The organism is Massilia sp. 01N417, from assembly GCF_056399645.1.
This window is the reverse complement of the sequence record NZ_JBFTRS010000005.1, coordinates 91,414-118,340: the sequence shown is the minus strand read 5'-3', so window position 1 is coordinate 118,340 and position 26,927 is coordinate 91,414. Positions and strand designations below refer to the sequence as shown.

Below are 26,927 nucleotides of genomic sequence, written 5' to 3'. Positions count from 1 at the left end.
GCCGACACTATGCCTACCGTTCCCATCGCCGATCTGTATGCGCAGTACCTGTCGATCAAGGATGACATCGACGCGGCCATCGCCACCGTGATTGCCGAATCGGCCTTCATCCGCGGCCCGCACGTCGAACGTTTCGAACGCGAGTTCGCCAGCCTGCTCGACATCCCGCACTGCGTCTCCTGCGCCAACGGCACCGACGCGCTGTACATCGCCCTGCATGCGCTCGGGGTCGAGCCTGGCATGGAAGTCATCACTTCGGCGCATTCCTGGATTTCGACCTCGGAGTCGATCACCCAGGCCGGCGGCACGGTGGTGTTCTGCGACACCGACAGCGACACCTTCACGATCGATCCGGCCCAAATCGAAGCGAAGATCACGCCGCGCACCGTCGGCATCATCCCGGTACATCTGTATGGGCAGCCGGCCGACATGGACGCGATCATGGCGATCGCGCGCAAGCATGGCCTGTGGGTCATCGAGGACTGCGCCCAGGCCCACCTGGCCAGGTACAAAGGCCGACCCGTCGGCACCTTCGGCAACGCCGCGACCTTCTCCTTCTACCCTGGGAAGAACCTCGGCGCGATGGGCGATGCCGGCGCCATCGTGACCGCCGACGCCCGGCTCGCCGAGCGGATGGCGATGTATGCGCGGCACGGCGGCCTGTTCAAGGGCGACCACCAGATGGAAGGGATCAACAGCCGCCTCGACGGCCTGCAGGCCGCGATTCTCTCGGTCAAACTGCCCCATCTTCCCGCCTGGACACGCGCGCGCCAGCAATGGGCCGCGGCCTATGCCGAAACGCTCGGCGAGGTCGAGGGGCTGGGCTTGCCGACAGTGGCCGAGGGACGCGAACACGTCTATCACCTCTACGTCGTGCGCCATCCGGAGCGTGCCGCCCTGGCCACCCACCTGCATGAAGCGGATATACAAACCGTGGTGAATTATCCGCTTGCGCTGCCCTTCCTGCCCGCGTATCGCCGTTTCAGGCATGCGAGCCACGAGTTCCCGAATGCCCATGCCAACCAGTCGACCATCCTGTCGCTGCCGCTCTATCCCGAAATGCGCTACGAACAGCAGCAGCACGTCGTCGACACCATCAAGCGCTTCAGCCCAAGCCATGCATGAACAAGCTCATCCCGGCCAGTGCGCCGGTCCGGAAAAAGCCCGTGCCAACCGCAGCGGCCTGACGACCATGAAGAAGATCTTCGGCAGAATCTACAGCGATTACATGATGCCGTCGCGTCTGGAGCACCACGAGAAAATCCTGGTGGCGGCGTCGAATGCCGGCTATACCCATACCTCCTTGCGCGACTTCTTCGAGTCGATGAAAGCCGGCGCAACGCCGTCCGACAATGTCATCTTGCACCGGCACGACATCGATACCGATGTGCGTACCGCGCGCCGGCTGTTCCAGATCGAAAAGAAGTACAAGGTCAAGTCGAGCTACTATTTCAGGCTGTGCACCCTCGACGTCGACTTGATGAACGAGATCGAGGAATATGGCAGCGAGGCGAGTTACCACTACGAGGAACTCGCGACCTTCGCAAAGAAGCACAATATCAAGGACCCGGCCGTATTGCACGAACGGCTTCCGGAAATCCGCGATGATTTTCTCAAGAACTTCCAGCTGCTGGAACGCCGGCTTGGCCGCAAGATGGTCACGGTCGCCAGCCACGGCGACTTTGCCAACCGCCGCCTGAAACTGTCGAACACGGAAATCCTCCGCTGCCCGATGCTGCGCAATGCCTGCGGCATCGAATGCGAAGCCTACGACGAGGAGCTGCTCGGGCACTTCGGCGTCTACATTTCGGACCGCCCGCCGCCGCAGTACTACTACCCGATCTCGCCGCTCGACGCGATCCGCAACCATAGCCGGGTCTATCTGCTGACCCATCCCCGGCAATTCGACACCAACTGGAAGGAAAACACCAAGAGCAACCTCGTGCGCTTTTACGAGGGCCTGACCTGGTGAACGCCTGCCGTCCGGACCTGAACATCTTGAGCATTGGTGATCCATGACCTCCAGAAAAATCCTGACCATCATCGGAGCGCGTCCGCAATTCATCAAGGCCAGCGCCGTATCGGCCGCCATCGCCGAGTGCTCCCGGCTGCGCGAAATCGTGGTCCACACAGGGCAGCATTTCGACGCCAATATGTCCGATGTGTTCTTTCCCGAACTCGGCATGAACAAGCCCGCTTATCAGCTCGCGATCAATGGCTGCGGCCACGGCGAAATGACCGGACGCATGCTGATCGAGATCGAGAAGCTGATGCTGGCGGAACGGCCGGACGCGGTGCTGGTGTATGGCGACACCAACTCGACGCTGGCAGGCGCGCTGGCAGCCGCCAAGCTGCACGTCCCGGTGGCCCACGTCGAAGCTGGATTACGGTCTTTCAACATGAAGATGCCCGAGGAGGTCAACCGGATACTGACCGACCGGGTCTCGGAATGGCTGTTCACGCCGACAGGGGCCGCCGACCGGCATTTGTTGCACGAAGGCGTTGCGGCGTCGCGGATACACCAGGTCGGCGATGTCATGTTCGATGTCGCCCTGCGCCATGGCGCCCGGGCCGACGCCTCCAGCGGGCAGCTACGCAGTCTCGCCCCCATGCTGGCGTCGCGCCCATACTGCCTGGTCACGGCCCACCGCGCCGAGAACACCGACGCGCCGGACCGCCTGGGCGTCATCGTCGAGGCCCTCGCAGCCTTTGCCGACCATGTGTCCGTGATCTGGCCGCTGCACCCGCGTACCCGCGCCGTACTTGCCAGACAGGGAATGCTGGACCGGCTGGCCGGCTCGGTGACCCTGCTCGATCCTCTGGGCTACCTGGACATGGTCTACCTCGAGAAGCGGGCCGCCCTGATTGCGACCGACTCGGGCGGCATCCAGAAAGAAGCCTTCTTCCATCAGGTGCCCTGCGTCACCCTGCGCGACCAGACCGAATGGACGGAACTGCTGGAGGGCGGATGGAATCGCCTCGCGCCGCCGACCGACGCGGCAACGGTACTCGCCGCCTTGAAGGCGGGCCTCGGCAGCCGCGGCGATGACATGACGCCTTACGGCCGCGGCGACGCCGCCGCGCGCATCGTCGAACGGCTCGTCGCGGACCTGGATTGAGCGAGGCCAGCCATCATGGAATCACTCGCCCGCCACTTCGCCACCGCCGTCGAGATCATCCGGCTGCCGGTCGCCGCGCTGAACTTTCATTCGCGGATCGATCCGGCCGGCATCCAGGAGGCCTATCGCTACTTCACCAAGCCCCACCCCAGGTACCGCATCATCCAGAACAAGAGCGTGGGCGCGGCGCTCGTCGACCTGCGCGCCAGCGCGAACCGCGACGCCTACCTGGAACAGATCAAGGGCAAGAACCGCGGCGCCTACCATGCGAAGCGCGCGCGCTCGCGCGGCTATGTCCTCCGCGAGATCGAACGCAACAGCCACGTCGACGAGATCCATGCCATCAATACCTCGGTGGACCTCCGCCAGGGCCGCCCGATGGAGCAGCACTATCTGCAGAAAGTGGCGCGCTTCGAAAAGCTGCCCTACTTCAGGTATTTCGGCGTGTTCGATGCCAGGGGCACGCTCATGGCTTATGCCAACCTCGGCATCTACGGCGATTTCTGCGCCTTTTCCCACGTCATCGGCCATCGCAACAACGATGGCGCCATGCATTTGATGGTGGCCGACATCGTTTGCGGGCTGATCGAGGAAGGCACCCTGAATTACGTCATGTATGACACCTTCTTCGGCGCTCAGCCTGGTTTGCGCCAGTTCAAGCTGTCGCTCGGATTCAAACCCTACCGTGCCAGGTACCGCCTGAAATGACACAGGAATTATTTTTCATGGCCTTTTGCTACCTGTCGCGAAATTCTCCCGACCTCTACGTCTGGCAGCGCATCGCAATGGTGGTCTCATGAGCGCCTTGCGGCCCGATTTCTGGCGTAACGTCGTTACCGTGCTGACCGGGGCAACGGGCGCACAAGTCCTGCCCCTGCTTGCAGCACCTCTTCTCACGCGCATGTGCACACCGGCCGACATGGGTGCTTTCAGTATCTGGCTCAGCGTGATCACGGTGGCCGCGATCGGCGCCACCTTGCGCATCGATGTCACCATGGTCCTCGAGCGCGACCCGGCACAGCAACGGGTCTGCTTCGAAGTGGTGGCCTATTCCGCAGGCATGCTGGCGCTGGTGCTCACGCTGCTCGCGGTCCTGGTGCGCGCCCTCGGCCTGCCGGCCCTGCAGGACATCACCTGGTTCGAACTGCTCACCATCGGCGTCGGCACCTGGCTTACCGCCTATATCCAGACCACCTATGCCTACGCGACCTCGCACAACGAGTTCGGCAAGGCGGCAAAGGCCAGGATGGTGGGCGCCGGCACCATTGCCGCGACCCAGTTGGTCTTGCTCGCACTGGGGTTGGGTGCGGCGGCGCTGCCCGGAGGCCAGCTGATCGGTCTGGCAACCGGGCTGTGGGTGGCGCGGGCGCTGCTGTCGCCACCTTTCGCACGGGTCGGGCTGAAGCTCGACACCGGACAACGCAAGTATCTCGTGAAGCACCAGGCCTTCTGGCGCTTTTCCCTGCCATCGAGCCTGCTCAACGCGCTCGTGGGTCAGCTGCCGCTGTTCATCATCGGATTCAAGCACGGCGCGCTGGCGGCAGGCCTGTTTGCGCTCACCCAGCGCGTGGTCGCCGCGCCGATTTCCCTGCTCGCGGCCTCGGTGCTCGAAGTATTCAAGCGCCAGTCCGTGCAGGACTTCCAGACCGTCGGCAATTGCGAGGAAGCCTACCTCGCGACCTTCAAGGCCCTGGCCCTGCTGGCCCTGGGGCCCTCGCTGGTCCTGTTCCTGTTTGCGCCCGAGCTGTTTGCCATCGTCTTCGGCCAGGCCTGGCGACCGGCGGGAGAACTGGCGCGCATCCTGGCCCCACTGTGCTTCCTGAACTTCATTGCCAGCCCGCTCAGCTATGTCTTCTTCGTCGCCGGCAAGCAGAAGGTGGAACTGGTCTGGCAGGTGGCGCTGTTTCTGATGACGGCCACGGTGTTCGTGGTGGCGCCCTCGCTGCACCAGAGTGTGCTCTGGTATGTGATCGGTTATTCGCTGCTCTACCTGGTCTACCTGTACATGTCCTACCAGTGCTCCCAGAACCGGACGGCGGTCGCATGACGACATTTCCCATTCCCGGATCCCGCCTGGAACGCGTCACGCTGACCGCGGCCTTCCTGGCGCTGTTTCCCGGTTTCTTCTTCTATCACTTCCTGCTGGGGACAGGACAGATACACGCATTTCTTGGCGGGTATTTCGCTCCCGTTTCGCTGGCCTTTGCATTTCCCATTACGGTGTTCTACATCAGGCAGCTTCGCCAGAACGGCAGCCGACTCCTGCCCAACGAGCTGTACTACGGCGGCTTCCTGGCCTTTCTCTGCGTCGTGGCCATCGTCAACGGCGCGAATGGCAAGAACCCGGTCATCGTCATCGCCCATCTGCTGGGGGCGCTCTACATGGCGAATACCTTCATCATGTTCAAGATGATCGATTTCGCGCACCCGGAAGTCCGTTATCCTTCCTTATTGTGCCTGATGGGGATGTCCGTCATCATCTTCTCGTATTCCGTCGACGGCGTGTTCCGCATGGATGCGATGGGCCTTGCCCTGGATCCCAGCGCCCTGTCGACCTATCAGGGACTGGCGCGCTCCTACCTGGTCAATTGCCTGTGCGTCGTGGCATATACCCGCAGCCTGCCATTGCGCGCCTTTCTCTATGTCGTCGGTGCCATTTCCCTGTTTCTCAACACGGCACGCAGCGAATTCGTCGCGCTGCTGTTCGCCATCCCCTTCATCGAGTTTTATTTCGCCCGGCATAAAACCGTGTTTGCGATCGTGCTCGCATTGATTGCGTCGCTGATCACCATGAACCTGGACCATTTGCTGTCGATGATGCCGGATAACCGGATCATGGAATTGCTCGACCTGTCGCACTCCACTTCGGCGATCGCGCGACGTCACCTGGCCGAACTGGCGATGCGCACCATTTCCACTTATCCCATATTCGGCGATTACGCGAGTTACGCCCCCGGACATTATGCGCACAACATCATGTCGGCCTGGGTCGATCTCGGCTTATTCGGCTTCATTTACCTGGTCGCCTTGCTGGCTTTCCCAACCGTCTCGATGCTTGTCAGGGGATATTTTTCGAGGGAGGATAGCGGCGACCTCGTACTGGGCTTTTCGATGGCATGCGCCACTATCTTATTGCTCATCAAATCGCATTTTTTCACGGACATGCTCATCGGCGGGATGCTCGGCGCCTATTCGCGATACCGACTCAAAGGGAGGTATCCAAAAGGACGTAGCACCGAATCCGGGCCCTCCGCGCCAGCCCCGCTGCACGAGGCGGTGGCGCACCGATCGGGTTGAAGCCTTGTACAAGTCCATCGGCATGAGCGTACTGATTGCCGCCGGCGGGTTTGCCTGCGCGGGCAGGATCATGCCGGAATCCAGACCCGCCGAAACCATGCTGTATGTGGCGACGACGGGCGCCGACTCGAATCCGGGCAGCGAAGAAGAGCCCCTGCGCACCATCCAGCACGCCGCCAGCCTGGCCAGGCCAGGCACTTCCGTGCACGTCGCCGCCGGCACCTATCACGAAAACGTCGCGACCAGGGTACACGGCACCCCGGCTGCGCGTATCCGCTTCCTGTCGGATACCAAGTGGGGGGCGCAGGTCGTCGGCGGCGGCACCGAAAGCGTGTGGACCAACCAGGCCGACTACACGGACATCGTCGGCTTCGATATTTCCGGCACCGGCCGCCTCGGCATCCTCAACCTCGCCTCGCACACGCTCATACAGGGCAACCACGTGCACGACCTGGGCGTGTCGGGGGGCTGCACCGGCGCTGGCGGCGCCGGCATCCATAACGCCAACTACCGCGCCTCGGACAGCGAGATCATCGGCAACGTGGTCCATGATATCGGGGTGCCGGGTGCGTGCATCGGCATCCACGGCATCTATGTGACGAATCTGCGCAGCAGGATCGTCAACAATATCGTGTACCGCGCGTCGTCCTGGGGCATCCATTTGTGGCATGCCGCCGGCCATGTAACGATCGCAAACAATACCGTCTTCGAGAATGGTTCCGCGGAGATGGGCGGCGGCATCGTGGTCGGCGTCGGCGACAGCCCGGGCGGCAAGATCCTGACCGACACCAAGGTCGTCAACAACATCGTCTACAACAATCCCGCCAAAGGCATCGCCCAGTTCTGCTATCCGGGCCAGAACTGCATCGGCCACGGCAACGAGGTGGCCAACAACCTCGTGTACGGCAGCACCGCGGCGGTGCTCATGAAGGTAGGCAAGGCAATCGGCACCATCATGGAAGACCCGCAGTTCGTCGATTACCGGGCCAGGGGCGGCGGAGACTATCGACTGAAACCTAGCTCGCCAGCCCGCAGGAAAGGGCTCGAGAGCTTCGCCCCATCCACCGATATCGAACATGTCACCCGTCCACGCGGGGCGGCTCCCGATATCGGCGCCTACGAAAGCCGCTAGCAATCCATCCGCCGGGCGCCAGCCCTTCTCCCTCGTTCCTCTCTCCCAAGAACATTTCTTGGGAATTTGATACGCCGCGGAATTTTTTCCGCAAATCCATTGAACTTAGGAAGTTTCCGTCGCTCAAAGCTTACTCATTTGGGCGTCATCGAGGAACACGGAAACAGCTTTTGCCAATTTGATACTTCAAGAAAATTTTTCCGCGAATCCATTGAACTAAAGAATTTTCCGCCGCTCAAAGCTTACTCTTCCACACATTGTTGTTAGGATTTTTTAGATGAAAAACGTCATTACCTCTGCTTCGAACGCCCGTATCCACGCCCTGCTGTGCTGCAGCGCCACCGTCCTGCTGAGCGCAGGCGTCGCGCAAACCGCTGCTGCCGCAGTCGTCTCGTCGAATACCAACCAAGCGCTCGTCGCACCGGCCGACGCCACCAGCCAGCTGGCCGCTTCCTACGCGGTCACGGCTGCCGCAGCCACTTCGATCTACAACCTGTACGTTGCACCGACCGGTTCCGACTCGAACCCGGGCACCGCAGCAAAGCCGTTCAAGACCATCCAGCGCGCCGCCAACATGGCCAAGCCGTCGACCACCGTCCACGTCGCTCCGGGCACCTACCGCGAAAACGTCACGACCAAGGTGCATGGCACCTCGAGCGCGCGCATCCGTTACGTGTCCGACACCAAGTGGGGTGCCAAGATCATCGGCAGCGGCACCCAGGGCATGTGGACCAACAACGCCAACTACACCGATATCGTCGGCTTCGACATCAGCGGTCCAGGCCGCCTGGGCATCCTGAACCAGGGCTCCTATACCCTGGTACAGGGTAACCACGTGCACAACCTGACCATCTCCGGCGGCTGCACCGGCGCCGGCGGTGCCGGCATCATGAATGCGGTCTACACCGCTTCGGACGGCGACATCATCGGCAACGTCGTGCACGATATCGGCGTTCCGGGCTCGTGCAATGCAGTGCATGGCATCTATCACGCCAACCTGCGCGGCCACATCTACAACAATATCGTCTACCGCAGCTCGGCCTGGGGCATCCACCTGTGGCACGCGGCCGACAAGGTTGTCGTCGCCAACAACACGTCCTTCGCCAACGGCGCCGGCAGCATGGGTGGCGGCATCGTCGAAGGCACCGGCGACGCTCCGGGCGGCAAGATCCTGACCAATACCCTGGTCATCAACAATATCGTCTACAAGAACCCGGCCAACGGCATCCTGCAGTACTGCGCTTCGGGCCAGAACTGCATCGGCAGCGGCAACGTCGTCGCCAACAATGTGGTGTACGGCAACGGCGGTAAAGGCGTCTCGATGAAGGTCGGCAGCGCGACCGGCACCATCTCGGCCGATCCGCAATTCGTCAGCTACCAGGCCAGCGGCACCGCAGGCAACTACCGCCTGAAGAGCAGCTCGCCGGCAGTCAACAAAGGTACGGCGAACTCGGCCCCGACCACCGACATCGACGGCATCGCCCGTCCGCGCGGCGGCGCGTTCGATATCGGCGCCTACGAAAGCTTCTAAGCCTTCAGCGGAACAGCCTGGACCAAGTCCAGGCCTCGCCCAACCCACGCGGAGCCCTGCTTCGCGTGGGTTTTTTATTTGTGGTGCTTCAAAGCGCGGGCTTACTAAGTTGATATCGTCCATGCATAGCATCGGCAGGCACGAACCGAATCGACTGGCTCAGCGTGAACATTCTACTAATCAATCATTACGCAGGCTCGCTGCGGCATGGCATGGAGTACCGGCCCTATTACCTGGCGCGCGAATGGCGGCGGCTGGGGCACCGGGTCCGGATCCTCGCATCGGCCCGCTCCCATGTGCGGACCCACGATCCCGATCTGCAGGGACGATCGCGGCTCGACGAAGTCATCGACGACATCGAATACACCTGGTTCGATACGCCGGCCTACACCGGCAACGGCGTCGGCCGCGCCCTCAACATGGCCGCCTTCGTCACGCGCCTGTACCGTGAAGGACGCGCGCTGGCACGCGAGTTCCGCCCCGATGCCGTTATCGCCTCCAGCACCTATCCACTCGACATCTGGCCCGCGCACAGGATCGCCCGCCTGGCTGGCGCGCGCCTGCTGTTCGAAGTGCACGACCTGTGGCCGCTGTCGCCGATGGAGCTGGGCGGCTATTCGAACCGCCACCCCTTCATCATGCTGCTGCAGGCGGCAGAGAACTACGCCTGCCGCCATGCCGACGCCGTGGTCTCGATCCTGCCCAAAGTGCGCGAGCACCTGGAGGCGCACGGCATGGCGCCGCACAAGCTGCATCTCATCCCCAACGGCACCGACCCGGCCGAGTGGCTGCGCGAACCCCAGCCCCTGCCGGCGGCGGCCGAGGACACGCTGGCGGAGCTGCGCCGGCGCGGCCAATTCATCGTCGGTTTTGCCGGAAGCCACGGCGTTGCCAATGCACTCGAAACCCTGCTCGGCGCGGCCGCCCTGGTGCGCGACGATCCCGTCACCTTCGTACTGGCCGGCGCCGGCCCTGAAAAGGAAAGACTGCGGCAACGCGCCCGCGACGAAGGCCTCGACAAGGTCCGTTTCCTCGACCCGGTCGCCAAGCAATACGTGCCCGCGCTGCTCGCTTCCTTCGACCTGGCCTACATCGGCCTGCAACGCCAGCCCTTGTTCCGCTTCGGCGTCGCACCCAACAAACTGATCGACTACATGATGGCCGCCCGGCCGATCCTCTACGCGATCGAGGCAGGCAACGACCTCGTGGCGGAGGCAGGCTGCGGCATCTCCGTCACGGCCGAAGACGCGGCTTCCGTGGTGGAGGGCATCCGCACCATGCGCGCGATGGATCCGGAGCGGCGCAAGGCCATGGGGCTCCAGGGCCGCAGGTTCGTCCTCGAGAACCTCACCTACCCGGTACTGGGACAACGCTTCCTGCAAGCCTGCGCCTGAACTTCCAGTCTGACTTTTCACACTGAGGACAATATGATCGAACCGACCGTGGCACCCACCGACGTCTCCCCTTTTCTCCCCTTCGCATTACCGGACATCGGTGAAGAAGAAATTACCGAAGTGGTGGCCTGCCTGCGTTCCGGCTGGGTGACGACCGGCCCCAAGACCCGCCAGTTCGAACAGGACTTCGCCGCCTACCTGGACGCCGGCGTCGAGACGGTGTCGGTCAATTCGGCCACCGCCGGCCTGCACCTGGCGCTCGAAGCGCTCGGCATCGGCCCGGGCGACGAAGTGATCCTGCCGACCATGACCTTCACCGCCACCGCCGAAGTCGTGCGTTACCTGGGCGCGCAGCCGGTGCTCGTCGACGTCGAACCGGACACCCTGAACCTGGGTGCCGCGGCGATCGACGCCGCGATCACGCCGCGCACCAAGGCTGTCATCGTCGTGCACTATGCCGGCCTGGCCTGCGACATGGACCCGATCCTCGCGCTCGCGGCGGCACACGGCCTGCGCGTGATCGAAGACGCCGCGCATGCCCTGCCCACGCTCTACAAAGGCCGCCTGATCGGCACCCTGGACAGCGACGTCACGGTCTTCAGCTTCTATGCCAACAAGACCATGACGACGGGCGAAGGCGGCATGGTGGTCACGCGCGACGCCGCGCTCGCGGCACGGGTAAGGATGATGCGCATCCACGGCATCAAGCAGGACGCCTTCGCTCGTTACACCTCGACCACGCCGGCCTGGTTCTACGAAGTCGTTGCTGCCGGGTTTAAGTACAACCTGACCGATATCGCCGCGGCCATCGGCGTCCAGCAGTTGCGCAAGCTCGACCACTTCCTGCTGCGCCGCCGGCAGCTCGCGCGCGGCTACGCCGAGGGGCTGGCCGGCTTGCCCCTCCAGCTGCCACCGGATGCGCCGCCGGGCTCGAGCCATGCCTGGCATCTCTATCCGGTACGGCTGACCGGGGCCGCGCCGCTGGACCGCGACGAGCTGATCGCCGCACTGTCCCGGCAGCGGATCGGTACCAGCGTGCATTTCATTCCCCTGCATCGCCATCCCTACTGGAGCGAAACCTGCCGCCTGTCGCCGGCCCAGTTTCCCGTCGCCGAAGCGAGCTATCACGCCATGCTGACGCTGCCCTTGTACACAAAGATGAGCGATGCCGACCAGGCCCGCGTCATCGCGGCCGTGCGCGCGACCTTGTCATGATCAAGCGCCTGTTCGACATCCTTGCCTCCCTGGCCGGCCTGGCCCTGCTGGCGCCGCTGTTCGTGCTGATCGCCCTGGCCATCAAGATCGACTCGGCGGGACCGGTGTTCTTCCGGCAGCAGCGCGTCGGCCGATGGGGCAAGCCCTTCAGGATATTCAAGTTCCGCACCATGAGCGCGCAGAGCGAGGAGGCGCGCCAGCTGACCGTCGGCGACGACTGCCGCATCACCAGGGTCGGCCACTTCCTGCGCCACTACAAGATCGACGAGTTGCCGCAGCTCATCAATGTCATTTACGGAACGATGAGCCTGGTGGGGCCACGGCCCGAAGTGCCGCGCTACGTGGCCTGCTATCCCCCGGATGCGCGCAGGATCGTCCTGTCGGTGGCGCCGGGAATCACCGACTGGGCCTCGATCCTCTACCGCGACGAGAACCGGATACTGGGCCAGGCAAGCGATCCCGAAAAAGCCTACGTCGACACCATCCTTCCCATCAAGCTCCGCTACTACATGCGTTATGTCCAGGAGCGCAGCTTCTGGACCGACCTGCAGATCATCTGCAAGACGCTGGTCGCCATCGTGCACTGACGAGGACAGAGCATGTTCTGGCGCGAACTCGTGCATATCGGTGACGTTCCGCTGACACTGGCGGCGGCGGCGGCCGTGACGGTGTGGCTGCTGCTTGCCCGCGCCTGGCGCCCGGCACTCCTGTGGAGCCTGCTGTTCGCGCTCGGGATCGGCCTGGTCGCCACGACCAAGGTGGCCTTCCTGGCTTGGGGCGCCCCGCTCCCGGGCACCAGCTTCAAGGCCGTCAGCGGCCATGCCGCCGGCGTCACCGCGGTGCTGCCGACCCTCATGTTCCTGCTGCTGCAGCGCGCGCCGCGTCTTCAGGGAGCCGGTGTGGCAGCCGGACTGACGGCCGGTGCGCTGATGGGCGTGCTCCTGGTCGTGCAGGGCTATCACGGCGTGGCCGAGGTGATCGCCGGCTGGGCCATTGGTGCCGCCGTCAGCCTGGGCGGGATCTGGCTGCTGCGCCCGATGCCGCGTCCTCCCGGCTACACATTGTGGTGCACAGGGGCGGTATTCGCAGCGACCGTGTATGCCATGCATTCCTTCCCGTTTGGTTACGTCATGCATCGCGTCGCGCTCGCCGTGTCGGGCAATCCCACGACTTTTCCATTCACGCAGCCCGCCAAAGAATGCAGGATTCGACCGAAGAAGGAGGCATCATGTCTACCAAAGAAATGCGTGGTTCCGCGCTCCCGCGACTGGCATTCCAGCGAAAGAGCCAGTTAGGGGACGATTACTGGCACTCCGTCCTGATATCGCTGCTGCGCGGCGCCGCCGCAATCATCGTGGCCGCCGCCCATGTTCGCGCGGCCATGTACCCGGGCCTTCGCACGATCTCCGATCCCCCGCTGTGGTTTCAGGGGTTTGCGTTCATTACCGGCTTCGCTCACCAGGCGGTGCTGGTATTTTTCATCATCAGCGGTTGGCTGGTGGGGGGCAGCCTGCTCAACAAACTCGACAAGCCCGGCGCCTTCACGGACTATGCGATCGACCGCATGACGCGCCTGTGGACCGTGCTGATCCCGACCTTCATCCTGACACTGCTGTTCGCCGCCGCCATCGGCGCCGTCGATACGGGCAGGATCGATTACGCCGTCACCAACGAGTACTCGGCGCTCGTATTTTTCGGCAACCTGGTCGGCTTGCAGCGTGTCTTCCTGCCCGATTTCGGCGGTAACTTCCCTCTGTGGAGCCTGGCGAACGAAACCTGGTATTACGTGCTGTTTCCGCTGCTGGCGCTGCTGTTTGCCGCGCGCACCTACATGGCACGGTTGGCGGCCACCGCCGCCGTGCTGCTGATCGTCGCCATGCTGCCTTTCTCCATCACCGCATACTTCCTGATCTGGCTGCTCGGGGTTGCCTTTTCGCGCGTCCGGATCGAGTCCGGCCCCGCCCTGCGCCTCGTCTGGCTGGTGCTGCTGCTCGCGGTGGCCGGGTATTTCCGCCTTACCGGCACGCTCGACGCCTTCACGACGGATACCCTGTGGCAGGACCTGGCCTGCAGCCTGATGTTCCTGGTCTTCCTGTCAAGCTTGCAGTTCCGCGCCGCGCCGAGCTCGAAACTCGTGCGCCCGCTCGCGAATGGCGGACGCTTCTTTGCCGATTTCTCCTTCAGCCTGTATGTGCTGCACGTGCCGCTGATCGCCCTGCTGGCGCACTGGCTGGCGACGTCTTTCGGCCTGCGCCGGCTGTCCCCCTACCTGCCCATGCACTTCGCGATCTGCATCGGCATCGTCGCGACCTGCCTGGTGTCGGCCTACCTGTCATACCGGCTGTTCGAATCGCAGACCTATCGCATCCGGCGCCTCGTCAAGCAATGGGTGACGAGCGCCCGGCGCTCCAGCCAGTATCGCACCGGCTGAATACCAAGCGCCATCACGCCCGGGCGCCGCGATCGATACGAGCTGTCTTCGCATCGATCGCGGCACTGGCTTATTCGGATGAGTTTTTGGACAGGAAGGCGCGGCCTCGAGCGAGGCCGGCGGCGGGTGGATTTCCTGCGCGGGATTCAGGTGCCCAGCTGACCGATAGGGCCTGCCAGGAACTGCATGTGGTAGCCGCCGATCCCATGGGTCATATTGTTGAACAGGACCCCTTGCGGCGACAAACCCGCATGGTTCAGCCGCTTCACCGATTCGGTGACCTCGGCGTTGGTCGTGACACTCGCCCGCGCCAGCAGGAAGATCGCGCCGGCGCGGTTGCCGATCACGAGCGCATCCGCGGCCTGCAGCAGCGGCGGCGTGTCGATCAGCACCAGATCGTAGTTGGCGCTGACGGTGTCGATCAGGTTGCCCAGGTTGACTTGCTGCAGGAAGTCCGAGCAGTTCTGCGGCACAGCCCCGGTCGGGATGAAGTCCAGGTTTTCGATCACGTCGTGATGGATGACCTCCTCCACCGGGGCGGCCCCATTGATCGCCTTGGACAGCCCCTGGTCGCGGCTGACCCCGAAATAGCGGTGCAGCTGGCCGCTGCGGAAGTCGGCATCGATCAGCAGGACGCGCTTGCCGCTGCCCGCCATCACAGCGGCGAAATTCGCGGTGACGAAGGTTTTCCCGATGCCGCGCGTCGGCCCGACGAACATCACGATATTGTTTCTGAAATGGGGCATCGAGAACTGCAGCGTCGCCCGGAAGCCGCGCAGGCTCTCGACGGCCGGATCTTCGGCAATGATGGTCGCCAGCAGCGGCAGCACGCCACCGTCGCCCTTCGCCTTGCGCATCAGCTTGTCCTGGTTGCTGCTGTGCGGGATGGTGGCGTAGACCACACGCGCGCGCAGCAGGCGTTCGATCTTCTGCGGATCGTCGATTCCGCCCATCATGGCCTTGCGCGTGAAGGCGACCAGGCTGCCGAGGAAGAGCCCCGTCACCACGGCCAGCGCCACGATGAGCGGACGGTTCGGCTTGATCGGCTTTTCGGGCGCGATCGGCGCGTCCACCATGCGCACGTTGCTGACCCGTCCGACCGAGATCAGGCGCAGCTGCTGGGCCGTGTTCGACAGTGCCGTGTAGAGATCGGTGCTGACCTTGATGTCGCGCGTCAGCCGCGCCTCGTCCTGCTCCAGCACGGGCATGGCCTTGATGCGGGCATTGACTTCCTCGATCTCGGCGTCGACTTCCTTGCGCTGGCGGTTGATGGCCGCCACGACGGGATGGTCTTCGGTGAAGCGCGACAGCATTTCGGTCTTCTTCTGGATCAACTCGATCCGTCGTGCGCGTGCGGCCGCGGCTTGCGCCAGGCTCATGCGGGCCTCTTCCTGCAGGTCCACCGTGCCGTGCACGTTGCGGAACTGGTTGTAGCGGTCCTCGGCCTGCTCGAGCTGGCGCTTGATGATCGGCAGCTGCTGGTTCAGGAAGGCCAGGGACTTTTCCGCTTCCTCGGTCTTGCGCGCCAGGTTCTGGCGCATGTATTCGCGGCCGATCTCGCTCAGCACGCTGTGGGTACGGCGTGCGTTTTCGCCCTGCAGCTTGACCTCGATGATGCCGGACTGCTTGCCCTCCTCGGTGATCACCAGCGTGTTCTGGATGGCCTCGATCATCGCCAGGCGCGACATGCGGCGCAGCTCGAAGCGGGCGCCGGGATTGGCGGCCATGCGGTCGACCTTCAGCTCGATCACGCCCTCGGGCGTCGGCACCCGGTAGCGCAGCCCGACATTGCCGTCGAAGACGATGCGCTGGCCACCGCCGGAAAAGCGAAAGCGCTGGTTGCCCAGCGCCGTCAGGGTGAACTCGCGCCCGAGCCAGACATCCGGTACCTCGAACAGCGACACCTCGGCCTTCTCGGCGCCCCAGACGTAGCCGCCATAGCCGAACAGCCCGGGTTCCGACAAGCCGCCGCCTTTCTGGTTGGCGAACCAGAAGCCCGCGATCGGGAAGTATTTCGGGCGGACATCAATGTACAGCTGGAGGTTGTCGACCGCGCGCGACACCACCATGCGCGAACGCAGCAGCTCCATCTCGGCGATCGCCGCCTTCTTGGTCTCGAACAGCGACGAGGCTTCGCTCAGGATGTTCTTGGATGCGTTCGGGCTCTCCTCCTCCACGTGGATCATCATATTGGTCTCGAACACCGGCTTGGCGACCAGTGCGTACAGCACCGCCCCGAGGGTGATGACGGCGGTGATCCCGCCGATCAGCCCGCGGTTCTCGTACAGCGTGCGCAAATAGCTCTTGAGATCGATGGAGGATTCATCATGCGGCCCCTCGACCGCGCGCGGGTCGAAAGGCACCCCGACGATCGGCGGACGAGGGGCGGCATGGGTCAGGGCGTGCTGCTCGCTTGCATTACTCATGATCGTGCTCCATGCATTGACGGGCTGCCGGATCAGGGGCGGTTGGTCGCGCTCACGGCGGAAGTCAGCGCGCCGGGGATCAGCAGGCTGAGGTTGCGGTTCCAGTTGGCCAGCGGCGTGGCGGCCACGTAGACGATGTCCTTCGGCTGCAGCTCGAAGGATTCGGCCATCGCCAGCGAGCCGGCCACGCGGGCGTCGAGCTGGAACACGCGCGTGCGTTCGGGCGTCTTGCGGACCACGTAGACCTGGCGCGCGTCGCCGCTCAGCGGGCTGATGCCGCCGCTCTCGCCGAGCGCTTCGTTGAGGGTGAGGCGGCCGTCGTGCATCGTCAGCGCCTTCGGGGTCAGGACTTCGCCGGAGACGAAGACCTTGCTCTCGTCGCGCGAATGCACGCGCACGACGTCGCCCGGGGCCAGCATCACGCTGCCGGGATTGATGCCTTTCTGTACCAGGTCGCGCAGGTTGATCCGGTAGCGCTGCTCGCCGCGCTCCAGCACGATGCGGCTCTGGTCGGCGCTGGGCAGCAGGCCGCCGGAACGGTTGATCGCCTCGACCAGGGTCATCGGAATATCGTTGATGGCCTGCAGGCCCGGCGACTTGACTTCGCCATCGATGTACACGCGCTTGCTGCGGAAGGACTGGACCCGCAGCGTGACGTTCGGATTGGCGAGGTATTTCGCCAGCCTGGCGGTCAAGAGTGCGCGCGCCTGTTCCTCGGTCAGCCCCTCGACGCCGACCATGCCGATCAGCGGATACTGGATGCGGCCCTGGTGATCGACGACGAAGCCCGGCGGCGAGGAATTGGCGCCGCTGGCATCGGGCAGGATGTTGCCGGGGTTCATGGCATTGCCGGCCAGCTCGGGGTGGTCCCATACCACGATGGAGAGCACGTCCCCGCTGCCGATGGCATACGGCGGCGGATTGGGCACCAGGAGCTTCTCGAGGTCGGCATTGGCTTCCTCCCGATGCTGCTGGCGCTCGGTGGCGATCAGCTTTTCGGTGATCATTTCCGTCGGTGGCGCGGGCTCGTCCGTACCGGCCTGCTCCTGCGAGCGGAAATGGATGGTGGGTGCACAGCCCGCAAGGACAAGAACGAAAGCGAGAACAAAGGCGGACGCCAGCACGAAGTTGAGGACTCGTGCCAAAAATTGCGTATTGGAAGCGTTCATGTGTTGCCTGTCGAAATGTGCTGCCAGCCTCTGGCGATCAGAATCAGGGTAAGCCCCTTACCCGGAATGGCTTTGGCGCACGTCAAACGGCAGGCTTAGGTCAACAGTGTCCCCACAACGGGCTCAGCGCACCTCCTCGACCAGGCGCAGCACGTCGGCAAAGGTCCAGATCCGGCGCAATTCGATCACGTCGTAGTTCGCCGCCACGTTGGCCGGGAAGGCCGAGTAGCGCGCGTTCAGGCTGACGATGCGGCGGACCACGTCGTCGATGTCCGGACGCCCGCTGGAGCGGAGGATGGTAACGTCTTCGACGCTGCCGTCGCTGCGGATCGCGATGCTCACCACCGGATCCGTGTGCACGGTTCCGCTGGACAGCTGGATCTGGCTGACGATGGCGTTGCGCTCGATCTTCTGGCGCACGCTGTCGAGGTAGAGACGCAGCGGCACGTCACGCCGTGCGGCATCGGCCAGGGCGCGCCGCATGGTCTGCCGGGCCTGTTCGGCGGCGCGCATGGCCGGCGGAACGGCTTTCGCGACGTCGATGCCGCGCAGCAGCTCGCGGGCGCGCGAACCGAAATCCTTGCCCGGCAGCCCGCGCGATCCCGTGCTGGCGCCCTGCCCGGCGCCCAGGTCGAGACCGTCACCGCTACCGCGCTCGCCACGCGCAAGTGCATTGCCCGGATTGGCGGCCGCCTGGCCGGGCAGCGCGTCTTGACGGGCCAGCCGGCGCGCGGCTTCGGCTTCGGCCGCCTGCTGGCGCGCCAGCTCCTCGGCATGCTGGCGCGCGGCCGCCTGCTGGGCGCGCTCCTCGGCCTGGCGCTGTTCGGCCAGTTGCCGGGCGCGCTGCTGCTCGGCCAATTGCTGCCGCGCCATTTCCTCAGCCCGGCGTTGTTCGGCCAGCTGCTGGGTGCGCTGCTGTTCCGCCAGCTGCTGACGTGCGAGTTCCTCGGCACGCTGGCGCGCGGCGGCCTGCTGGGCGCGATCCTCGGCCTGGCGCTGTTCGGCCAGTTGCTGGGTGCGCTGCTGCTCGGCCAATTGCTGCCGCGCCATTTCTTCGGCGCGAGCTTGCTCGGCTAGCTGCTGGGCACGCTGCCGCTCGGCCAATTGTTGACGTGCGAGCTCCTCGACGCGGCGTTGCTCTTCCAGCTGCTGGGCGCGCTGCTGTTCAGCCACCTGTTGACGCGAGAGTTCATCTGCACGGCGCTGTTCGGCCAATTGCTGCGCACGCTGCTGCTCGGCCAATTGCTGCCGCGCCAATTCCTCGACACGCTCCCGCTCGGCCATCTGCTGCCGCGCGAGCTCCTCGGCGCGCTGCTGCTCAGCCCGCTGCTGCTCGGCCACCCGCACCGCCTCCTCGGCCTCACGCTGCTGCGCCAGCTCGCGCTCCGCCGCGGCGCGAGCCCGCACGGCCTCCTCTTCATCCGCCTGCCGTGCAAGCTGGGGCGCCGGCGGCGTGCTGTCTTCAGGCGCTTTCGGCACCTCCGCCAATGCGGGCAGTTCGGGCTGCGGCAGGACGAAGCTGGGATCTTCGCTGATCTCACGCGCGATCACTTCGGTGTGCAGGGTCTCCTTCGGCGGCTGGATGCGCGGACGGCTGCGCCGGCGCAGGCTGCGTCGCGGAGGTGGCGCCGGCTTCGGCGCGGGCGGGGCCGGCAAGGCTGGCGCCGGGTCGCGCAAGGTGAAGCCGCGGTGCCGCGAGGGCGACGGCGACGACGCAGGCTGACTGGGCAGGGGCTTGGACGCGACCTCGGTCGTGGCGGGCAGGACCGGGGCCGGCGGCGGCATGGGCACGCTGGGCAATGGCGGTGGTGGCGGTGTCTCGACAGGCGGCGTCACCGGCACGGACGGCAATGGCTGCACCGGCTGCACCGCCGCCGGCAAAGGCGCCAACACGATGCTCAAGGGCCTGCCCTCACCCGCCCTCAGCCCGGGGATGCCGAACTGCAGCGACAACAGCAGCGCATGCAGCAGCAGCGACACCAGCAAGCCTCCGGCCAGCCGCCGGTTCGACGCCGCCAGGTTGGCGGGGACGCGCGGAACGGTCGCCGGAATCGCGATGGGCATGGACATGCTGATGGCGGTTGGAAATATTGTCTAAGTGTTACATAGCTTATCACTCAGCAGTGCAATACGCGCGCACGGTTCGGAACGGCAAATTCGATCCCGGCTACAATGAAATGCCGCGTTCCGGATGAAAGGGGGTTGAATGTCTCCAGGATTTATCTTTGCCACGGGTATCGAAAACAGCAATCCAACCATCCAGAATGGTCGGGTACGGATGGACGAACTCGAAAAATGCGGCCACTACAAACACTGGCGCACCGATTTCGACCTGGTCCAGGAACTCGGCCTGAAGGTGCTGCGCTATGGTCCGCCGCTGCACAAGACCTGGCTCGGCCCCAGGCGCTACGACTGGGAATTCGCCGACCTGGCCTTCAACGACCTGCGCCAGCGCAATATCGCTTCCATCGTCGACCTCTGTCACTTCGGCGTACCGGACTGGATCGGCAACTTCCAGAACCCGGATTTTCCGGAACTCTTCGCCGAGTATGCCGGCGCCTTCGCACGGCGCTATCCCTGGCTGCAGCTGTACACGCCGATCAACGAGATGTCGATCTGCGCCCTGTTCTCCGCCCTGTACGGCTGGTGGAACGAGCAGATGACGACCGACCGCAGCTTCATCACGGCGATGAAGCACCTGGTCAAGGCGAATATCCTGGCCATGCGTGCGATCTTGCAGGTGCGTCCGGACGCCCTGTTCATACAGAGCGAATCGACCGAATATTTCCACGCCGAGAGCCCGGCGGCCATCGGTCCGGCCGAACTCTACAATGCCCGGCGCTTCCTCTCCCTCGACCTCAACTATGGCCGGCGCGTCGATTCCGAGATGTACGAGTACATGCTCGACAACGGCATGACCCGCGACGAGTACCACTTCTTCCTGAATAATAATCTGAAGCACCACTGCATCATGGGCAACGATTATTACCAGACCAACGAGCACTACGTCTCGGCCGACGGCCTGACGCGCTCGGCCGGCGAGATCTTCGGCTACGCCGTCATCACCCACCAGTACTACAACCGCTATCGCCTGCCGGTGATGCATACCGAGACCAACCTGTCCCAGGGGCCGCGCGGCGACGAAGCCGTGCAGTGGCTGCGCAAGGAATGGGCCAATGTGCTTCGCGTGCGCAACAACGGCGTGCCGCTGGTGGGCTTCACCTGGTATTCCCTCACCGACCAGGTCGACTGGGACACGGCCCTGCGCGAGAACAACGGCAATGTAAACGAGCTGGGCCTGTTCGACCTGGACCGCAAGATCCGCCCGGTCGGCATCGCCTACAAGGAACTGGTGCGCGACTGGATGGAAGTGCTGCCGACCCAGAGCGTGTGCCTGCAGGTGCCGATCGTGATGCCGCACGAGTTCCAGCGCGTCGTGCCGCCCTACACTGGCTGGCCCTTCGACGACGACGCCACCATGGCGCCGCGTACCGAAGAGCGGGAATAAAACCGCCTAGCGCTTGCGAGGAGTAAACGTGTAGGTCTCGCCGTGCGCCAGATAGGTCACCTGCTGGTCCAGTCCGGCCGCCTTGACCTCGCGCGCGAAATCCGCCAGTGGCGACTTGAACACGTCGTAATCGTCGTAATGAATGGGGATGACCCGTTGCGGCCGGATGATCTGCATCAGATCGACGCCATCCTTGCCATCCATCGTCACCTTGAACACGCCCAGGATGCGGGTGCCGCCCAGGTGCAGCAGGGCCAGGTCGATGCCGGGGAAGCGCTGCGGGATGTTCTTCAGGTCGTCGTACACCAGGGTGTCGCCGCTGATGTACATGCGGTAGCTCGGCGCGGCGGGATTCGGCCCGAAGTCGAGCACGGAACCCATCACCGAGGGCAGCAGGACCTGCATGCCGGCCTTGCCATGGCGTCCCGGCACGGCCGTGAGACGCAGGCGCGCTTCGCCCTTCTCGACCTCGAGCTGATCCCATGTTCCGAGGCCGATGGTGCGCTTGAAACCGAGTTTTTCGAGCGCCGCCGCAGCTTCCTTGGTGCTGACGATGGGCGTGTCCTTGGCCAGCTTCTCCTGCACCAGCTTGTCGAAATGGTCTTCGTGCATGTGGGACAGCAGCACGAAATCGATCGGCGGCAGCTTGTCGAGTTCGATCGCCGGATTGGTCAGGCGTTCGGCGGTCAGGCCATATCCCAGGTGCACGTGGTCGCCCTTGTGCAGGAAGTTCGGATCGGTGAGGATGGTGAAGCCCTGGTAGCGGATCAGGACGGTGGCCGTGCCGATGAATTGCACGCTGCCGCTTGCTTCGGTGACTGGCGTGCTGCTTGGCGGCAGCTTGAGCGACAGTACCTCGCCGCCTGGTGCGGCCGCGGGCGCCTGCCGGGCCTGCACAGGAACGGCGATCGAGATGGCCAGCGCCGCGATCAGGGCGGCGGTGCGTCCCGCAGTGGCGCACCAGGGCCAGGGCAACCGGCAAAACGGCATGTTTCCTCCTGTCATTCGACGGATATGTTGTCGAAATTGACGTTAACACGAACGCTACGGTGGCGTCGTTCGCTAGCAGAGAGGAAATCTTGGCCTGCCCAGCTGGGTTCGAACCAGCGACCCTCAGCTTAGAAGGCTGATGCTCTATCCAACTGAGCTATGGGCAGTGAGATGAAAATCTCGATGAAAAGAAAACGGGCCGTCGACGACAGCCCGCATTCGAAACGGTGGTCGGAGTACAAGGATTCGAACCTTGGACCCCCTGCTCCCAAAGCAGGTGCGCTACCGGGCTGCGCTACACTCCGATGGGAACGATCATACCCCGCCGGCCTTGAAGCGTCAATGTAAGACACTTTGCCTGCAAGCAGGCAAAACTTCCTGCCGGCCTTACACTTCGAAACGCGCGGCGATGCGCTTGGCCATGCTCTCGGCCAGTTCGGCGCTCTTGGCCTCGACCATCACGCGCACCAGCGGTTCGGTGCCGGACGGGCGGATCAGCACGCGGCCGCGGTCGCCCAGTTCGCGTTCGACCGCTTCCTTCTCGCCGACGATCGCATCGTGCCGGGTCCAGTCGAAGCCCGGCTGCACGCGCACATTGATCAGGGTCTGCGGGAACAGCACCAGCTCCTTGCAGCAATCGGCCAGGCTCTGGTTGCCGCGCTTGAGGGCCGACAGCACCTGCAGTGCCGAGACGATGCCGTCGCCGGTCGAGTGCTTGTCGAGGGCCAGCAGGTGGCCGGAGCCTTCGCCGCCGAACAGCCAGCCCTTCTCCTTCATCATTTCCAGGACGTAGCGGTCGCCGACCTTGGCGCGCGCGAAGCCCACGCCCATTTCCTTGAAGGCGACTTCGAGCGCCATATTCGTCATTAGGGTGCCGACCGCGCCCTCGACCTTGCCGGTCGCCATGCGCGCGCGCACCATCACGTACAGCAGCTCGTCGCCGTTGTACAGGCGGCCGTTGGCGTCGCACATGATCAGGCGGTCGGCGTCGCCGTCCAGCGCGATGCCGAGGTCGGCCTTGTGCTCGACGACGGCCTGGGCCATCGCCTTGGGCGCGGTGGCGCCGACGCCGTCATTGATGTTGAAGCCGTCCGGCTTGGTGCCCAGTTCGATCACCTCGGCGCCCAGTTCGTGGAAGACGTGCGGGGCGATGGCGTAGGCGGCGCCGTGGGCGCAGTCGACCACGATCTTCAGGCCGCGCAGGTCCAGCTCGCTTGGGAAGGTGCCCTTGCAGAATTCGATGTAGCGGCCCTGGGCGTCGCGCAGGCGGGTCGCGCGGCCCAGCTTCTCGGACGAGACGCAGCCCATCGGCTGGTCGATCGCTTCCTCGATCTCGAGTTCGACGGCGTCCGGCAGCTTGGTGCCGTGTTCCGAGAAGAACTTGATGCCGTTGTCCTGGAAGGGGTTGTGCGAGGCCGAGATCACGACGCCGGCCTGCAGGCGCAGTGCGCGGGTCAGGTAGGCGATCGCCGGAGTCGGCATCGGGCCGGCCAGCATCACGTCGACGCCGGCGGCCGAGAAGCCTGCTTCCAGCGCGGCTTCCAGCAGATAGCCGGAAATGCGGGTGTCCTTGCCGATCAGCACAGTCGGACGTCCGCTGGCGCCGGTGCTGCCCTTGGCCAGCACCTTGCCCGCGGCATAGCCGAGCCGCATCACGAAATCGGGCGTGATGGGCGCGACGCCCACGAGGCCGCGTACACCGTCGGTACCAAAATATTTACGTGCCATTTTTATTCTCTTCTATTCGGTTGGCAGTTCAGTGGCCGGCGAAGGTGGCGTTCCACACCCTGATCGCATCCACCGTCTCTGCCACATCATGGACCCGCACGATGCGGGCGCCCTGTGCTACCGCAGCCAACGCACCACCGAGGCTGCCCGCCAGGCGCTGCTCGACGGGGCGCCCGGTCAGCGCACCGATCATCGACTTGCGCGACAGGCCGGCCAAAACGGGAAGGCCCAGTTCGCTCTCCATGCGGTTGATACTACGAAGCAATGCGACATTATGCTCGACAGTCTTCCCAAAGCCAAATCCGGGATCAATCGTGACGCGCTCCCGCGCAACACCTGCGGCCTCCAGGGCCTCGATCCGCTCGCGCAGGAAGGCGATCACCTCCCCCACCACATCCTGGTACACCGGCTGGGCCTGCATGTCCTGCGGCGTGCCCTGCATATGCATGATGCATAAACCGCAATCGCTGTCGGCCACCGCCTCGATCGCGCCCGGCGCCCGGAAGGCATTGATGTCGTTGATCATGTCGGCGCCGGCGATGATGGCTTCGCGCATCACTTCTGGCTTGCAGGTGTCGATCGACAGCGCATAGCCGAGTTCGCGCAGCGCAAAGATGGCCGGCATCACGCGCGCCAGTTCTTCGTGCACCGGGACGCTGGGCGAGCCGGGGCGGGTCGATTCGCCGCCGATATCGATGATGTCGACGCCGTCCTTGATCATCTGCTCGGCCCGTTCCATGGCGAATTCGAGGGACTGGTAGCGGCCGCCATCGGAGAAGGAATCGGGGGTGACGTTGAGGATGCCCATCACCAGCGGACGCTGGGCGAGATCGAAGCCGAAACGGCCGCATTGGAGATACTTACGCATGATAAAAAAGATAATCGTGAACAGAAAAAAAGACACCCCGCGGGGTGTCTTTTATGAGATCGGCTGGCGCTCAGGCCGGGGCCGGGGCGTTGGTTGCCACGCCGCCGGAATCGCCGCCGCTCGACGGACGCTTGGTCAGCTGGACCGACTTCGGCGGGGTCGGCTCGCGGCCGGCCATGATTTCATTGATTTGCTCGGCATCAATGGTTTCCCACTCGAGCAGGGCCTTGGTCATCATTTCGACCTTGTCACGGTTCTCTTCCAGCAGGCGGCGGGCCAGCGTGTACTGCGTATCGAGGATGGCGCGGATCTCGGCGTCCACCTTCTGCTGGGTTGCTTCGGAGATGGTCTTGACTGAGCCGCCGAAGAAGCCTTCGTTTGGATCGTCTTCGTAGACCATCACGCCCATGCTTTCCGACATGCCGAAGCGGGTGACCATCGAGCGGGCCAGCTTGGTGGCGCGGGCGAAGTCGTTCGAGGCGCCAGTCGACATCTGGCCGACGAAGATCTCCTCGGCGATACGGCCGCCGAACAGGATCGAGATTTCTTCCAGCATCTTGTCCTTGTAACCTGACAGGCTGTCGTGTTCCGGCAGTTGCCAGGTCAGGCCGAGGGCATAGCCGCGCGGCATGATCGTGACCTTGTGCACCGGATCGGCCTTCGGCAGCAGCTTGGCGATCACCGCGTGGCCCGACTCGTGGTAGGCCGTATTGCGGCGCTCTTCCTCGCGCATGACCATGGACTTGCGTTCCGGGCCCATGAAGATCTTGTCCTTGGCGTCCTCGAAGTCGCTCATCTCCACCAGGCGCTTGCTGCGGCGCGCGGCGAACAGCGCGGCTTCGTTGACCAGATTGGCCAGGTCGGCGCCGGAGAAGCCCGGGGTGCCGCGGGCCAGGATGTCGGCCTTCACGTCGGTGCCGATCGGCACTTTACGCATGTGGACGTTCAGGATCTGCTCGCGGCCGCGGATGTCCGGCAGGCCCACCATCACCTGGCGGTCGAAACGGCCCGGACGCAGCAGCGCCTTGTCCAGCACGTCGGCGCGGTTGGTCGCGGCGATCACGATCACACCGGAGGAGGCTTCGAAGCCGTCCATCTCGACCAGCAGCTGGTTCAGGGTCTGTTCGCGTTCGTCGTTGCCGCCGCCCATGCCGGCGCCGCGATGGCGGCCGACGGCGTCGATCTCGTCGATGAAGATGATGCAGGGCGAGTGCTTCTTGGCGTTCTCGAACATGTCGCGGACGCGGCTCGCACCGACGCCGACGAACATCTCGACGAAGTCGGAACCCGAGATCGAGAAGAACGGCACTTTCGCTTCGCCGGCGATGGCGCGCGCCAGCAGGGTCTTGCCGGTACCCGGGGGGCCGACCATCAGCACGCCGCGCGGGATGCGGCCGCCCAGTTTCTGGAACTTGGTCGGGTCCTTCAGGAAGTCGACGATCTCGGCGACTTCTTCCTTGGCTTCGTCGCAGCCGGCGACGTCGGCGAAGGTGACGGTGTTATTCGTTTCATCCATCATGCGGGCCTTCGACTTGCCGAACGAGAAAGCCCCGCCCTTGCCGCCGCCCTGCATCTGACGCATGAAGAAGACCCAGACGCCGATCAGCAGCAGCATCGGGAACCAGGAAATGAAGACTTGTTGCAGGAAAGACGGCTCTTCCGGCGGTTTGACGTCGAAGTGCACGTTATTGTCGCGCAGGTCGCCGATCAGGCCGCGGTCCAGCATGGTCGCGGTGGTGCGGACCTTGCTGTCGTCCTGGCGGGTGGCGGTGATGCTCGATCCCTCGATCGTGACATCCTTGATCTTTTTCGCCTTCACGTCATCGAGCAGCTCGGAATAAGCGATCGTCTTGCTGCCGCCCGCGACGCTGTGGTTGTCGAACTGCTTGAACAGCATGAACAACAGCAGCGCGACCACCACCCAGATGGCGGATTTGGAAAACATATTATTCACGAAAACTCCTCTGATGCGGACGCATCTTTTCCCATTGTTTCAAACGCGGATTTTACCGCAATAAGCGGGCGGTGCCACGCACGCCCGCCCGTGAAGCCCGCTTTGAAGCTTTATCCCGTCACTATAACGGTTTTTTATTTCCGACGCGCACGAATAAGCATATCT

General features: G+C 64.1%; 22 protein-coding genes and 2 tRNA genes. 15 read left to right on the top strand and 9 right to left on the bottom strand.

Annotation, left to right across the window (positions count from 1 at the left end):
• Positions 1–9 precede the first annotated feature (9 nt).
• The 13 genes from AC1DOQ_RS07420 (at position 10) to AC1DOQ_RS07360 (ending at position 14,119) form a co-directional block, all read left to right on the top strand.
• Positions 10–1,125 carry a DegT/DnrJ/EryC1/StrS family aminotransferase gene (locus AC1DOQ_RS07420; protein ID WP_477361733.1) on the top strand — a complete coding sequence of 372 codons (1,116 nt, stop codon included), beginning with the start codon at positions 10–12 and terminating at the stop codon, positions 1,123–1,125.
• Positions 1,118–1,972, top strand: coding sequence for a polysaccharide deacetylase family protein (locus AC1DOQ_RS07415; protein ID WP_477361731.1), 855 nt, complete (start codon positions 1,118–1,120; stop codon positions 1,970–1,972). Before AC1DOQ_RS07420 ends, AC1DOQ_RS07415 begins: the two co-directional genes overlap by 8 nt.
• Before the next feature lie 43 nt (positions 1,973–2,015).
• Positions 2,016–3,119: a non-hydrolyzing UDP-N-acetylglucosamine 2-epimerase gene (gene wecB, locus AC1DOQ_RS07410; protein ID WP_477361729.1), complete on the top strand. Its 1,104-nt coding sequence runs from the start codon at positions 2,016–2,018 to the stop codon at positions 3,117–3,119.
• A gap of 15 nt (positions 3,120–3,134) precedes the next feature.
• A complete protein-coding gene (locus AC1DOQ_RS07405) occupies positions 3,135–3,827 on the top strand; it encodes a hypothetical protein (RefSeq protein ID WP_477361728.1) in 693 nt (230 codons plus the stop codon).
• Between the two features lie 88 nt (positions 3,828–3,915).
• Entirely contained in the window at positions 3,916–5,166 is a 1,251-nt protein-coding gene (locus AC1DOQ_RS07400; protein ID WP_477361726.1) for a lipopolysaccharide biosynthesis protein, read from the top strand.
• On the top strand, positions 5,163–6,416 hold the full coding sequence (locus tag AC1DOQ_RS07395) for a hypothetical protein (protein WP_477361724.1): 1,254 nt from the start codon (positions 5,163–5,165) through the stop codon (positions 6,414–6,416). The genes AC1DOQ_RS07400 and AC1DOQ_RS07395 overlap by 4 nt, the downstream gene beginning before the upstream one ends.
• Positions 6,417–6,438: 22 nt before the next feature.
• Entirely contained in the window at positions 6,439–7,548 is a 1,110-nt protein-coding gene (locus AC1DOQ_RS07390; RefSeq protein WP_477361722.1) for a choice-of-anchor Q domain-containing protein, read from the top strand.
• Between the two features lie 277 nt (positions 7,549–7,825).
• Positions 7,826–9,079, top strand: coding sequence for a choice-of-anchor Q domain-containing protein (locus AC1DOQ_RS07385; RefSeq protein WP_477361720.1), 1,254 nt, complete (start codon positions 7,826–7,828; stop codon positions 9,077–9,079).
• A 164-nt stretch (positions 9,080–9,243) separates the two neighbouring features.
• Positions 9,244–10,473, top strand: a complete 1,230-nt coding sequence (locus tag AC1DOQ_RS07380; RefSeq protein WP_477361718.1) for a glycosyltransferase family 4 protein — start codon at positions 9,244–9,246, stop codon at positions 10,471–10,473.
• Between the two features lie 33 nt (positions 10,474–10,506).
• A complete protein-coding gene (locus AC1DOQ_RS07375) occupies positions 10,507–11,688 on the top strand; it encodes a DegT/DnrJ/EryC1/StrS family aminotransferase (RefSeq protein ID WP_477361716.1) in 1,182 nt (393 codons plus the stop codon).
• Entirely contained in the window at positions 11,685–12,275 is a 591-nt protein-coding gene (locus tag AC1DOQ_RS07370; RefSeq protein ID WP_477361714.1) for a sugar transferase, read from the top strand. The genes AC1DOQ_RS07375 and AC1DOQ_RS07370 overlap by 4 nt, the downstream gene beginning before the upstream one ends.
• A 12-nt stretch (positions 12,276–12,287) precedes the next feature.
• Complete coding sequence (locus AC1DOQ_RS07365) at positions 12,288–12,983, top strand: phosphatase PAP2 family protein (protein WP_477361712.1); 696 nt, start codon at positions 12,288–12,290, stop codon at positions 12,981–12,983.
• On the top strand, positions 12,917–14,119 hold the full coding sequence (locus AC1DOQ_RS07360) for an acyltransferase family protein (RefSeq protein WP_477361710.1): 1,203 nt from the start codon (positions 12,917–12,919) through the stop codon (positions 14,117–14,119). Before AC1DOQ_RS07365 ends, AC1DOQ_RS07360 begins: the two co-directional genes overlap by 67 nt.
• Before the next feature lie 146 nt (positions 14,120–14,265).
• Here AC1DOQ_RS07360 and AC1DOQ_RS07355 read toward each other — a convergent pair whose 3' ends face one another.
• The 3 genes from AC1DOQ_RS07355 to AC1DOQ_RS07345 all read right to left on the bottom strand — a co-directional run bounded on the left by AC1DOQ_RS07355 (position 14,266) and on the right by AC1DOQ_RS07345 (position 19,370).
• Positions 14,266–16,545: a polysaccharide biosynthesis tyrosine autokinase gene (locus AC1DOQ_RS07355; protein WP_477361708.1), complete on the bottom strand. Its 2,280-nt coding sequence runs from the start codon at positions 16,543–16,545 to the stop codon at positions 14,266–14,268.
• A 32-nt stretch (positions 16,546–16,577) separates the two neighbouring features.
• Positions 16,578–17,714, bottom strand: a complete 1,137-nt coding sequence (locus AC1DOQ_RS07350; protein ID WP_477361706.1) for a polysaccharide biosynthesis/export family protein — start codon at positions 17,712–17,714, stop codon at positions 16,578–16,580.
• A 123-nt stretch (positions 17,715–17,837) separates the two neighbouring features.
• On the bottom strand, positions 17,838–19,370 hold the full coding sequence (locus tag AC1DOQ_RS07345) for a TonB C-terminal domain-containing protein (protein WP_477361704.1): 1,533 nt from the start codon (positions 19,368–19,370) through the stop codon (positions 17,838–17,840).
• 79 nt (positions 19,371–19,449) lie between these two features.
• Between AC1DOQ_RS07345 and AC1DOQ_RS07340 the strand changes: the two genes are divergently transcribed.
• Both AC1DOQ_RS07340 and AC1DOQ_RS07335 read left to right on the top strand, forming a co-directional pair.
• Positions 19,450–19,812, top strand: a complete 363-nt coding sequence (locus AC1DOQ_RS07340) for a hypothetical protein (protein ID WP_477361702.1) — start codon at positions 19,450–19,452, stop codon at positions 19,810–19,812.
• 180 nt (positions 19,813–19,992) lie between these two features.
• Complete coding sequence (locus tag AC1DOQ_RS07335) at positions 19,993–21,222, top strand: family 1 glycosylhydrolase (protein WP_477361700.1); 1,230 nt, start codon at positions 19,993–19,995, stop codon at positions 21,220–21,222.
• A 6-nt stretch (positions 21,223–21,228) separates the two neighbouring features.
• Here the strand turns inward: AC1DOQ_RS07335 and AC1DOQ_RS07330 are convergent, their stop codons facing one another.
• From AC1DOQ_RS07330 to ftsH, 6 genes are all read right to left on the bottom strand, one after another.
• Positions 21,229–22,212 carry an MBL fold metallo-hydrolase gene (locus tag AC1DOQ_RS07330; RefSeq protein WP_477361698.1) on the bottom strand — a complete coding sequence of 328 codons (984 nt, stop codon included), beginning with the start codon at positions 22,210–22,212 and terminating at the stop codon, positions 21,229–21,231.
• A gap of 90 nt (positions 22,213–22,302) precedes the next feature.
• Positions 22,303–22,379: transfer RNA gene (locus AC1DOQ_RS07325), tRNA-Arg, on the bottom strand.
• A 61-nt stretch (positions 22,380–22,440) separates the two neighbouring features.
• A tRNA-Pro gene (locus AC1DOQ_RS07320) sits at positions 22,441–22,517 on the bottom strand.
• 82 nt (positions 22,518–22,599) lie between these two features.
• Positions 22,600–23,940: a phosphoglucosamine mutase gene (gene glmM / locus AC1DOQ_RS07315; RefSeq protein WP_477361696.1), complete on the bottom strand. Its 1,341-nt coding sequence runs from the start codon at positions 23,938–23,940 to the stop codon at positions 22,600–22,602.
• 28 nt (positions 23,941–23,968) lie between these two features.
• Complete coding sequence (gene folP, locus AC1DOQ_RS07310) at positions 23,969–24,808, bottom strand: dihydropteroate synthase (RefSeq protein WP_477361694.1); 840 nt, start codon at positions 24,806–24,808, stop codon at positions 23,969–23,971.
• 70 nt (positions 24,809–24,878) lie between these two features.
• A complete protein-coding gene (ftsH, locus tag AC1DOQ_RS07305) occupies positions 24,879–26,762 on the bottom strand; it encodes an ATP-dependent zinc metalloprotease FtsH (protein ID WP_477361692.1) in 1,884 nt (627 codons plus the stop codon).
• Between the last annotated feature and the right edge of the window lie 165 nt (positions 26,763–26,927).

Coding starts and splice junctions, on each gene's coding strand:
- wecB (WP_477361729.1), top strand. CDS start 2,016: ATGACCTCCAGAAAAATCCTGACCATCATCGGAGCGCGTCCGCAATTC.
- AC1DOQ_RS07350 (WP_477361706.1), bottom strand. CDS start 17,714: ATGAACGCTTCCAATACGCAATTTTTGGCACGAGTCCTCAACTTCGTG.
- AC1DOQ_RS07365 (WP_477361712.1), top strand. CDS start 12,288: ATGTTCTGGCGCGAACTCGTGCATATCGGTGACGTTCCGCTGACACTG.
- AC1DOQ_RS07375 (WP_477361716.1), top strand. CDS start 10,507: ATGATCGAACCGACCGTGGCACCCACCGACGTCTCCCCTTTTCTCCCC.
- AC1DOQ_RS07395 (WP_477361724.1), top strand. CDS start 5,163: ATGACGACATTTCCCATTCCCGGATCCCGCCTGGAACGCGTCACGCTG.
- folP (WP_477361694.1), bottom strand. CDS start 24,808: ATGCGTAAGTATCTCCAATGCGGCCGTTTCGGCTTCGATCTCGCCCAG.
- AC1DOQ_RS07420 (WP_477361733.1), top strand. CDS start 10: ATGCCTACCGTTCCCATCGCCGATCTGTATGCGCAGTACCTGTCGATC.
- AC1DOQ_RS07355 (WP_477361708.1), bottom strand. CDS start 16,545: ATGAGTAATGCAAGCGAGCAGCACGCCCTGACCCATGCCGCCCCTCGT.
- AC1DOQ_RS07360 (WP_477361710.1), top strand. CDS start 12,917: ATGTCTACCAAAGAAATGCGTGGTTCCGCGCTCCCGCGACTGGCATTC.
- AC1DOQ_RS07415 (WP_477361731.1), top strand. CDS start 1,118: ATGCATGAACAAGCTCATCCCGGCCAGTGCGCCGGTCCGGAAAAAGCC.
- AC1DOQ_RS07335 (WP_477361700.1), top strand. CDS start 19,993: ATGGACGAACTCGAAAAATGCGGCCACTACAAACACTGGCGCACCGAT.
- AC1DOQ_RS07330 (WP_477361698.1), bottom strand. CDS start 22,212: ATGCCGTTTTGCCGGTTGCCCTGGCCCTGGTGCGCCACTGCGGGACGC.
- AC1DOQ_RS07400 (WP_477361726.1), top strand. CDS start 3,916: ATGAGCGCCTTGCGGCCCGATTTCTGGCGTAACGTCGTTACCGTGCTG.
- AC1DOQ_RS07390 (WP_477361722.1), top strand. CDS start 6,439: ATGAGCGTACTGATTGCCGCCGGCGGGTTTGCCTGCGCGGGCAGGATC.
- AC1DOQ_RS07385 (WP_477361720.1), top strand. CDS start 7,826: ATGAAAAACGTCATTACCTCTGCTTCGAACGCCCGTATCCACGCCCTG.
- AC1DOQ_RS07370 (WP_477361714.1), top strand. CDS start 11,685: ATGATCAAGCGCCTGTTCGACATCCTTGCCTCCCTGGCCGGCCTGGCC.
- AC1DOQ_RS07405 (WP_477361728.1), top strand. CDS start 3,135: ATGGAATCACTCGCCCGCCACTTCGCCACCGCCGTCGAGATCATCCGG.
- glmM (WP_477361696.1), bottom strand. CDS start 23,940: ATGGCACGTAAATATTTTGGTACCGACGGTGTACGCGGCCTCGTGGGC.